Consider the following 9,206-nt stretch of genomic DNA (forward strand, 5'->3'; position numbering starts at 1 on the left):
AGGTGATCTGCCCGCGTACCGAGAGCACCCCGACGTACCGTGAGATTGTGCCGACGAGAGACGTACTCACCAAGGCTGACCTCGCTGAACTTCGCCGCTCAGCGCTCGGGACGGCCAACCCGCTCGGTGTCGCCGCCGATGTCGCCGAGGCGGCCGAGCAGGGCCGGCTGGAGGATCCGGACGACGCCGGTGACGCCCTGACCCTGGCCGCCGAGATCGCCGAGATCCGGGCGAGACCCGATGCCGCCCTGCGGTACGCGGAGCAGGCTCTGGCGGCGTACCCGTCCGGGGACGATCCTCGGGCCGGGTTCGCGCGGGCGCTGCGGGCCCGGGCGCTGTTCCGGGCCGGCGGTCGGGACGACGAGGCGGTGGCGGAGCTGACCGCGCTGCGCCCGTTGCTGCTCACGCAGCCCGACGCCCCCGCCTACCTGAGTGCGGCGCTGGACGCGGGTGGTCGTTCGGCGATCGCCGAGACGTGGCTGAGCGAGGCGGTCGACAGCCTGCTCAGCGAGCGCGCGACCGCGGCGTCCGGGCCGGCCAGCACCGCGATCGACCCGGTGGTGGATCTCGGTCCGCCGGAAGCGCCCGGTGTGGTCTTCTTCCTGCTGCAACAGCGGCACCGGGTACGCCGGAATCTCAACCTGCCGCACGACCGGCAGGACGACCTGGCGGACCGGTTGGAGACCCAGCTCGTGCGCCGGGCCGGGGAGCGCAGAGACGCCGAGTCGGACCTGCTCTTCTGGCCCCGGGCCGAGTTCGACCGGCTGCTCTCCGAGCACGCAACGCTGAGCGAGGTGTACGGACCGGACTGGGACGCGCACCGGGGCCGGCTGGAGAAGGAGCTGGTCCGGCTGCGGGGTGCCGGGCAGGCCGGGTTGGGCGTGTTCAGCGCCACCGTTGACGGGTTGAACGCGTTCGCCGGTCGACGTGACGGTGACCCGGCCGACGGGGCGGTCCGGGCGGGGTACGCGGCCGAGGTGCAGGCCCGGCCCAGCGCGCGGATCGCCTGGCCGCCGGAGCGCAACGACGCCTGCTGGTGCGGCTCGGGCCTCAAGTACAAGAAGGACTGTCTGCCCCGCTCCCGGTAGCGTGCGGGTGGGCTGCCCTGCGCCGCCGACAATCTTGGGGGCTGACACGTCCCTTCGGTACCGATAGCGTCCTTTCCTGGACGATCGACGTCCGCCCGTGTCAGGAGGAGACGCCGATGTTCGAGGAGTTCATGGGCATCCCCGCCCACCCGCTGGTGCTGCACGCCGCGGTGGTGTTCGTGCCGCTGCTGGCCCTCCTGACGGTCGGCTACGCGCTGGTCCCGCTGATCCGGCCGCACACCCGCTGGGTGCTGGGGCTGCTCGCCGTCGGCGCGCCGCTGGCCGCCCTGCTGGCGAAGCTGTCCGGCGACGCCTTCTTCGAGCGCATGCGTGCCGCCAACCGGGTCACCCCCGAGTTCCTTCCGACCCTCGAGACGCACCAGGAGTTCGGCGACATCACGCTCTGGGCGACCATCGGGCTGGCGATCGTGGCGCTGGCCCTGGTCCGGTTCGTGCCGCCGAAGACCGCCGAGGCGACCGCCACCGACGACAGACGGTCCAGTCGGGCGCTGGTCCCGGCGTTGCAGGTGTTGTCGCTGCTGGCCGCCGCCGTCACCGTCTACTACGTGGTCCGCACCGGCGACTCCGGCGCGAAGGCGGTCTGGGAGGGCCAGTGAGCTGTCCCGCCGGCACCGGCCCGATCGCGCGCGGAGCCACCCCGTGTCGGCCCGCGCGCGCCGGCGGGTGTCGAGGGCCAACGCCCGCATCAGGCCACCTCGGCGCGTGCCCGTCGGGAGAGCGCGACGAGCCACCCCGAGATGAGCACCGCTGCCACGGCGAAGCGGATGCTCGCGCTCTCCTCGCTCCACGGCAGCGTGGTGAGCACGAACGCGACGGCGGCGCTGGCGGCGCTGTAGGAGGCCCAGCCCCGGTCCCCCTGGCCGGCGACGCGTCGGGCGACCAGCAGGCCGGCGGCGATCAGCGACAGGAACGCCGCCGCGCCACACACCGTGTGCAGGATGCTGCCCGTGCTGGCCTGTTCGGGGAGGCCGGCCGGTGCGCCCGGTGGCCAGCCGAGCGCCGGGTCGGGGACGAAGATCGCGCCGCCGACCATCGCCACCCCGTAGACGCCGACCAGCACCGGCACCGCCGTGCCGGCCCGCCCTGGTCGTAGCGCTCGCCGCAGACCCACCGCGAAGGCGACGGCCAGCAGGCCGGTGCCGACGAACGCGATGACCTGCAACCAGCCGAGGTCGCCGAGGGTGAGGGCGCTCAGCGCGTGCCGGCGCAGGTCGAACCCGGGTCGGGTGAACGCCTGCCCGAACGACAGAGCGGGGAAGAGGAGGCCGGCGACCGTGCCGCAGCCCAACAGGAACCGGGTCCGGCGGAGCTGTGTCTCGGCAACGGACGTCAGGATGGTCATGGGGGTGCCCCTCGTGTCGGCGACGGTGCTCAACCGTTACGACGAACGAGGCGGGGCCGGATCGACACGGAACGACAAACGGTGGTGCGGCCCGGCCGGAGCCGGGCCGCACCAGTGCGCGAACCGTCAGCCGGCGTTGTACGCCCGGATGATGGTCTGGTCGACGCCGCTACCACCGTTGGCGGCGGCCTTCACCCGCAGCGAGACGGGCTGTCCGGCGGCGGCGCTCGGCAGCGCGACCCGGTAGCTGCCGCCGGTGCCGGTGACCCGGGCCGACGTCCAGGTGGCACCGTCGTCCGTCGAGGTCCAAACCTGGAACGACGTCACCTTCTGCGCCCGGATCCCCCGCATCTGTCGGACGGTCAGCTCGGCCGTTCCGCCGGTGGCGTGGTTGAGGGTGTCCATCGGCAGCGCGTAGTCCACCGCCAGCAGCGGCAGCGGCACGCTGCCCGTGCCGTCCGGACCGGCGGAGCGGAACGTCCACGACGTGTTGACCCTGGTCGAGATCGGCAGGATCAGGCTCGTGTCGACGTCGAGGGTCAGCCGGTAGTCGGCCATCTGCTGCGGCACGGTGACGTCGGCGAGCGGGCGGTCCCGCTCGTCGACCAGCTTGCCGTTGCGGTACACCGACAGCTTGCGGTTCACCCCGATCGAGCCGCCCTGGAGGCAGTCGGCCCGCTGGTGCTGGTCCGTCAGGGACACCAGGTCGATGTGCAGGTTGCCCCGGGTGCGCGACGGCGCGGTGGCGCAGCTGGACTCGGCGCCGGCCGGGTCGTCGTACCAGCCGGAGTGCAGTGGCTGTCGCGCCCAGACCTTGGTCTGCCGACTGCCCGGCTGGTAGCTGCGCGGTGCCTCCTGCGCCGACAGGCCACCGTAGACGCCCTCGTCGGCCCAGAGGTAGCCGGGCGAGAGGTAGTCGGTGCGGTACGGGGGCAGGTTGCTCTCGTGGGTCTGCGTCACCGGCACCCCGTCCGGCGTGAAGCCACTACGGATCAGCTGGGTGACCATCCCCTCCGAGTCCATCTGGTGGAAACGCTCCTCGATGCGGGCGAGCTTCGCCTGCTCGGCCCTGCCCACCCGGAAGGCCGGGTCGGCCGGCACGCCGCCCGCGTACTCGTGCACCAGGTTGTAGCGGTACGGCGTGGCGGTGCCGGTCGGCGAGTCCAGGTTGACGGCCGCCCAGGTGCGCCGGGAGCCGACGGTCGGCCTCGGCAGCGCGGTGGTGCGGACCGTCGTGTTGGCCCCGTACCCGCTGATCTGGTGCCACCAGGACAGCCCGTTCGGGGCGGTCTGGACGTTGGTGAGGTCGGTCCGGGTGGGTGTGGTGGGCACCCCGTCGACCGTCGCCGTCACCGCTTTGGCCCGCGCCGGATCGAGAGTCACGCTTCGGGCACCGCGCACGTCCAGGTCGGCCTCGGCGGCGAGCGTCGTCTCCAGCACGTCACTGTCGACGTAGTAGGCGACGGAGGAGCCGAGGACCGCGTACCGGCCGGCCGGCACCCGCAGCGTGAAGGTCTCCCCCGGGGTACCGCCCGCGCCGCTGTAGTAGACCACCGGGTCGGTGAGGTTGGTGACCAGCAGGTTGACCCAGCTCTCCGCGCCGTCCTTGAGGCCGGGCAGGGGCTTCGTCCGGATCGTCAGGTCGTAGCTGGGCTGCTCGACGTAGAAGCTCACCGGCGTGGTCGACACCAGCTTGCGCCCGGCGGTGCGGGCGGTGACGGTGGCCAGGTAGAAGCCGGGCCGGGCGGCCAGCGCCGCGCGGTTGATCCGCAGGGTCGCACCGCCGGTCGCGCCGCGCTTGAGCGTCACCCGGTTCGCCGACAACGACGCCGCGCCGCGCGGCACCGCCTGGCCGTCGTGGTTGACCACCGACACGTCGAGGTCGAGCACGGCCGCCGACTCGGCGGTCCAGCTCAGCTTCGTCTCGCTGGTCCCGGACTGTGGGTACGCGAAGGTGCCGAGGTTGACCACCGGCTGGTCGCTGGTCGGGCCGCCGAGGGCCCGGGCCGCGTTGAGCCGGCCGGCACCGACGGCGTACGCGTCGACGCCGCTCAGCGGATCGGCGGCACCGACGAGTGCGGCCTTGAGCTGCGCGCCGGTCCAGTCCGGGTGCCGCTGGGCGAGCAGCGCGGCGGCGCCCGCCACGTGTGGGCTGGCCATCGAGGTGCCGCTGATGGCCTCGTAGTACCGGTCGATCGGGTCCTGGAGGTTGGTGCCGGCGGCCCGCGCGGCGACGATGTCGACACCGGGTGCGACCAGTTCCGGCTTGGCCACGTTGCTGGTGACCAGCGGCCCACGGCTGGAGAAGTCGGCGAGCTTGTCGTCGCGGTCGACCGCGCCGACGGTCAGCGCGCTGGCGGCCGAGCCCGGCGAGGAGATGGCCCCGCCGCTGTTGCCGGCGGCGATGACGAAGAGCGCGCCGGTGGACCTGCTCAGACCGTCGACGGCCAGCGAGAGCGGGTTGTTGCCGTCGTCGGGGTCGCTGCCACCGAGGCTCATGTTGACGACGTCGGCCCGCGTGGCGGCCCACTCCATGCCGGCGATGATCCCGGAGTCCGCGCCGGAGCCGTGGTCGTCGAGGACCTTGCCGATGACCAGCTTGGCGTCGGGCGCCACGCCGCGACGCTGACCGTGGGCGGCAGCGCCGGTGCCGGCGATGGTCGAGGCGACGTGCGTACCGTGGCCGTTGTGGTCGACGGCGTCACCGCCCTCGGCGGTGAAGTCGGCCCGGTCGGCGACCCGGCCGACCAGGTCCGGGTGGGTGAAGTCGGCACCGGTGTCGAGCACCGCGACCGTGGTCCCCCGGCCGGTGTAGCCGGCCTTCCAGGCGTCGGGTGCGGCGATCTGGCCCAGGTTGCGGTCCAGGTCGGCGTGCTGTCCGCCGCCGGTCAGCGCGGTGGCGCGGACCCTGCGGTCCAACCAGACCTTCTTCGCGCCGGCCAGCAGCGAGTCGGTCGCCAGCTTCGCCGTGGCCGGGCTCTTCTTGGGTACGTGGCCGGCGACCGCGCCGATGCTGGGCAGCGACAGCACGTCACCGAGCGCGGCCACCCGGGCCGACGCGGTGGCGGGCTGCACGATGACCGGCAGCTCCGAGGTGTTCTCGTCGTCGTACCCGTCGGCGATCAGCGCGGTGACGTCGAAGAGGTCGGGGTCGAGGACCGGACCGATCTGCGACGCGACACGGGCGGGTACGACGTGCAGGTGACCGTCGGGGCCGCAGGTCTGCCGGATGACCGCGTTCTCGTCGGCCGGCCGCACCGTGGCCTGCGGGCATCCCGCCCCGGTGCTCCGTACGGTCACCACGTCCCCGGTGAGCAGGGTGACGGTGTGCGTCTTTCCGTCGGCGGAGCTTCTGGGCGTGCCGGTCGTGCCGATGCCGCCTGGCCCGGCCGTGGCGGAGCCGCCCGGTAGGGCGGTCAGCGTCGTGGCCGTGACGGCGATGGCCAGCAGCCACCGCGTTTTCCTGAGCATGGTGCTCCTCGTCTAATGTGGACGAAACCGCCTCTTCGGGCGACTTCCCCAAGATCATATGCACGGGAGTGTCATCTTCCGAGGCCCCGACGAGGAGTTTCCTGGCCCGCGCGGAGGATGCGTCCCCGTCCGAGGGGATCGACGGGACGCCAACCCGGTCCTAGCATGACGACGAGTGGATCTTCGAGATTGGCCCCTGCCTACCCCCGGCAACCAGCCCAACCGAAGGGAGACGCGCATGCGTCGACCCCGTCATCTGGCACTTCTGAGCATCGGTGTGTCCGGCGCTCTGGTGCTCGGCGCAGCCCCCACCGCAACGGCTGCCCCGCCCGCCGCGACCACGCCCACCGGCATCGTGGTCAGCGACGGCATGACCCAACCGGTGTTCTCGCTCGCCGACGCGATCGAGGAGCGGGTGTTCGTCCAGACCCCCGTCGACACCGACCACGACGGTCGGCCCGACCGGGTGGCGATCGACATCTCCCGACCCCGCGAGACCGCCACGCAGGGCTTCAAGGTGCCCGTCATCTTCGAGCACAGCCCGTACCGCAAGGGCACCTGGGGTGACGTGCCGTACCCGAGTGTGCTGGTCGACGACCTGCCGCAGAACGGTCTGACCGACCGTTCCGGGCGTCGGGCTCTCGACGTGGGCACCCAGCGCGCCCAGGCGAAGGCCAACCTGCCGGGCTCGCTGGACGACTACTACGTGCCCCGCGGGTACGCGGTGGTGCTCGGTCAGAGCGTCGGCACCGGCGACTCGGACGGCTGCCCCACCAGCGGCGACCAGGCCGAGACGCTCGGCACCAAGGCGGTCATCGACTGGCTCAACGGCCAGGCGTTGGGCTACGACGCGAACGGCGCCCCGGTCTCCGCCGGCTGGACCACCGGCGCGGTCGGCATGACCGGTGTCTCCTACAACGGGACGCTGCCCAACCAGGTGGCCACCACGGGGGTCAAGGGACTCAGGACCATCGTGCCGGTCTCCGCGATCAGCAGCTGGTACGACTACTACCGGGCCAACGGTCTGGTCGTCGCCCCCGGGACGTTCCAGGGCGAGGACCTCGACGTCCTCGCCCAGTACACCGCCGGGCAGGCGCGGGCCGAGGGGCAGTGCGCCGACGAGCTGGCTGCCATCACCGAGGAGCAGGACCGGGTCACCGGCGACTACTCCGAATTCTGGCAGGACCGCGACCACCTCGACGCTCGCAACGTCAAGGCGAGCGTCTTCGTCGTCCACGGCCTCAACGACTGGAACGTGAAGACAGAGCACTTCGCCGGCTGGTGGGACCAGCTCGCCAAGCGCGACGTACCGCGCAAGATCTGGCTGCACCAGGGCGGCCACGGCGGCCCGGGCAGCAGCGCGTCGGTGACCCTGCCGAGCGGCCAGACGTGGACGTACAAGCAGACCGAGAACCGCTGGTTCGACTTCTGGCTGTGGAACGTACGCAACGGCATCATGGACGAACCGACCGCCGTGCTCCAGCGCGAGGACCGGGCCTACACCACGTACGCCAACTGGCCCGACCCGGCCGCGCGTGAGGTCGGGCTGCGGTTCGCCGCCACCGACGCCACCGCCCCGGGCACGCTCACCACGGGCAAGCCGCCGAAGGCCAAGGTCGAGCAGAGCTTCGTCGACGAGGGCCGGACCATCCACCCGGACACCCTGGTGTCCAATCCGGACACGGCGAGCGCGAACCGGCTCGCGTACCGCTCCCCCGCCCTGACGCAGAACGTGCGCATCTCCGGCCGCCCGGAGATGCGGCTGCGGATGGCGATCGACAACAAGCCGGACGCGAACCTCACCGCGTACCTGGTCGACTACGGTCCGGCCGGGTCGACCGCCGCGCCGACCGTGGTGACGCGAGGTTGGATGGACCCGCAGAACCGCAGGAGCGCCGCCCGCACCGAGCCGGTCAAGCAGGGCAAGCTGTACGACTACCGGTGGACCATGGAGCCGAAGGACTACGTCTTCCCGGCGGGGCACCGCATCGGCGTGGTCGCCTTCTCCACCGACCAGGAGTACACCCTGCTGCCGTTGGGCGGCACCGCACTGCGGGTCGCGCCAAACGACAGCGAGCTGCGGCTGCCCGTGGTGGGCGGGCGGAGCGTCCTCGGGTTCTGATCTCGTTCTTTTGCCACAGGTGGGGCGGTCCGACGCGTTCGGGCTGCCCCACCCGCGCGCCCGACAGGGCGCTGGGCACGTGGGCCCCGCTGGACACGTGCGCTGCCCACGCGCTGCGCACGTCGCGCTGCGCGCCCGGGCCGACGCGCACTCGTCGCCGGTCGCGGTGGCGGGCCGCCCTCTCTGCATGATCGTGCTCGATCCTGGTTGTAGTGGCCTCGTCCACGCGCGGAGGGGCCTGTTTCCTGGATCGAGCACGATCTTGCGTGTCGCGTCGCTGTTGGCGTGCCCGGCGGCGGTGTCCGGTATCCCCAACCCGCTCAAGATCCGCGCAACATCAGGGAAGTTGCCGCCTCGACGCGGTGTGAGGCAGCACTTTCCCTGAAAGTGCGCGGATCTTGGCCTGTCCTCGTCGGGTTTGCGGGGTGTGGTGTCCGGTTCAGCGAATGCGGTCACGGCGGGGTTGTCCGATTCTGGGTTGAGTGTCCCGTGATCGGCGCCACCCCGGCGGCGGAATCGTGGGCCGGGCGGGGTCGTTACACCTGGCGTGCCACCGCGACTTCGAGTCGCCAGGCACGGGGCCCGGGCCGGGAACACCCGCCGAGCCGCCCCGGTTACACCCCCCGGCAACGCCCGAGCAGGTCCCCCGGATCGCCGGCGTTCCCGCGAAATTTTCCCGCACGGTCGCACCCTCCCCCTTGTGCACGACCGTACGGACACCCCCGATGCAGAGGAGCACGCCATCATGCGTACCGATCTGATCCGTAAGAGCGCACTCACCGCCGCTGGCCTCGCCTTCACCGGTGGTGCCATCGTCGGACCCGTGACCGCCGCGTTCGCGGCGCCGAGCACCGCCAAGCCCACCACCCAGACCCAGACCGACCGCAAGGGTCACGGTGAGCGGGAGCTGGGTGTGCGCTACGAGGCGCAGCCGAACTTCTACTACTGCGGGCCCGCCGCGACCCGTAACGCCCTGAGCGTGCAGGGCAAGAACATCAACGTTGATGACATGGCCAAGGAGATGGGCACCACCGAGGCCGGCACCAACTCCATCAACGACATCACCCCGGTACTGAACAAGGAAACCAGAAAGGAAGAAGCCTACAACAGCGTGGAGAGCAGCAAGACCGAAGAAGACGCACGGAAGACGACCAGGAAGAGC

General features: G+C 71.9%; 6 protein-coding genes. 4 read left to right on the forward strand and 2 right to left on the reverse strand.

The window, feature by feature from the left end; genetic code table 11:
* Window positions 1-47: 47 nt before the first annotated feature.
* Both LADH09A_RS31950 and LADH09A_RS17345 read left to right on the forward strand, forming a co-directional pair.
* Window positions 48-1,088, forward strand: coding sequence for an SEC-C metal-binding domain-containing protein (locus LADH09A_RS31950; protein WP_238646367.1), 1,041 nt, complete (start codon window positions 48-50; stop codon window positions 1,086-1,088).
* Between the two features lie 116 nt (window positions 1,089-1,204).
* Complete coding sequence (locus LADH09A_RS17345; RefSeq protein ID WP_238646369.1) at window positions 1,205-1,705, forward strand: DUF2231 domain-containing protein; 501 nt, start codon at window positions 1,205-1,207, stop codon at window positions 1,703-1,705.
* A gap of 89 nt (window positions 1,706-1,794) precedes the next feature.
* Here the strand turns inward: LADH09A_RS17345 and LADH09A_RS17350 are convergent, their stop codons facing one another.
* Window positions 1,795-2,451 (reverse strand): DUF998 domain-containing protein, encoded by a 657-nt coding sequence (locus LADH09A_RS17350; RefSeq protein ID WP_238646371.1) that lies wholly within the window; start codon window positions 2,449-2,451, stop codon window positions 1,795-1,797.
* Window positions 2,452-2,577: 126 nt separating this feature from the next.
* Window positions 2,578-5,922 carry a S8 family peptidase gene (locus LADH09A_RS17355; protein ID WP_238646372.1) on the reverse strand — a complete coding sequence of 1,115 codons (3,345 nt, stop codon included), beginning with the start codon at window positions 5,920-5,922 and terminating at the stop codon, window positions 2,578-2,580.
* A gap of 238 nt (window positions 5,923-6,160) precedes the next feature.
* Between LADH09A_RS17355 and LADH09A_RS17360 the strand changes: the two genes are divergently transcribed.
* The gene (locus LADH09A_RS17360) at window positions 6,161-8,044 is read left to right on the forward strand and encodes a Xaa-Pro dipeptidyl-peptidase (protein ID WP_238646373.1); all 1,884 of its coding nucleotides are present in this window, start codon (window positions 6,161-6,163) and stop codon (window positions 8,042-8,044) included.
* A 745-nt stretch (window positions 8,045-8,789) separates the two neighbouring features.
* On the forward strand, window positions 8,790-9,206 hold a 417-nt coding region (locus tag LADH09A_RS17365; RefSeq protein WP_238646375.1), incomplete at its 3' end, for a C39 family peptidase.

The organism is Micromonospora cabrerizensis, assembly GCF_022230955.1.
Taxonomy (GTDB): Bacteria; Actinomycetota; Actinomycetes; order Mycobacteriales; family Micromonosporaceae; genus Micromonospora; species Micromonospora cabrerizensis.

What these genes read in the sequence shown, in the direction of transcription:
- LADH09A_RS17345 (WP_238646369.1), top strand. Translation starts at nt 1,205, where the DNA reads ATGTTCGAGGAGTTCATGGGCATCCCCGCCCACCCGCTGGTGCTGCAC.
- LADH09A_RS17350 (WP_238646371.1), bottom strand. Translation starts at nt 2,451, where the DNA reads ATGACCATCCTGACGTCCGTTGCCGAGACACAGCTCCGCCGGACCCGG.
- LADH09A_RS17355 (WP_238646372.1), bottom strand. Translation starts at nt 5,922, where the DNA reads ATGCTCAGGAAAACGCGGTGGCTGCTGGCCATCGCCGTCACGGCCACG.
- LADH09A_RS17360 (WP_238646373.1), top strand. Translation starts at nt 6,161, where the DNA reads ATGCGTCGACCCCGTCATCTGGCACTTCTGAGCATCGGTGTGTCCGGC.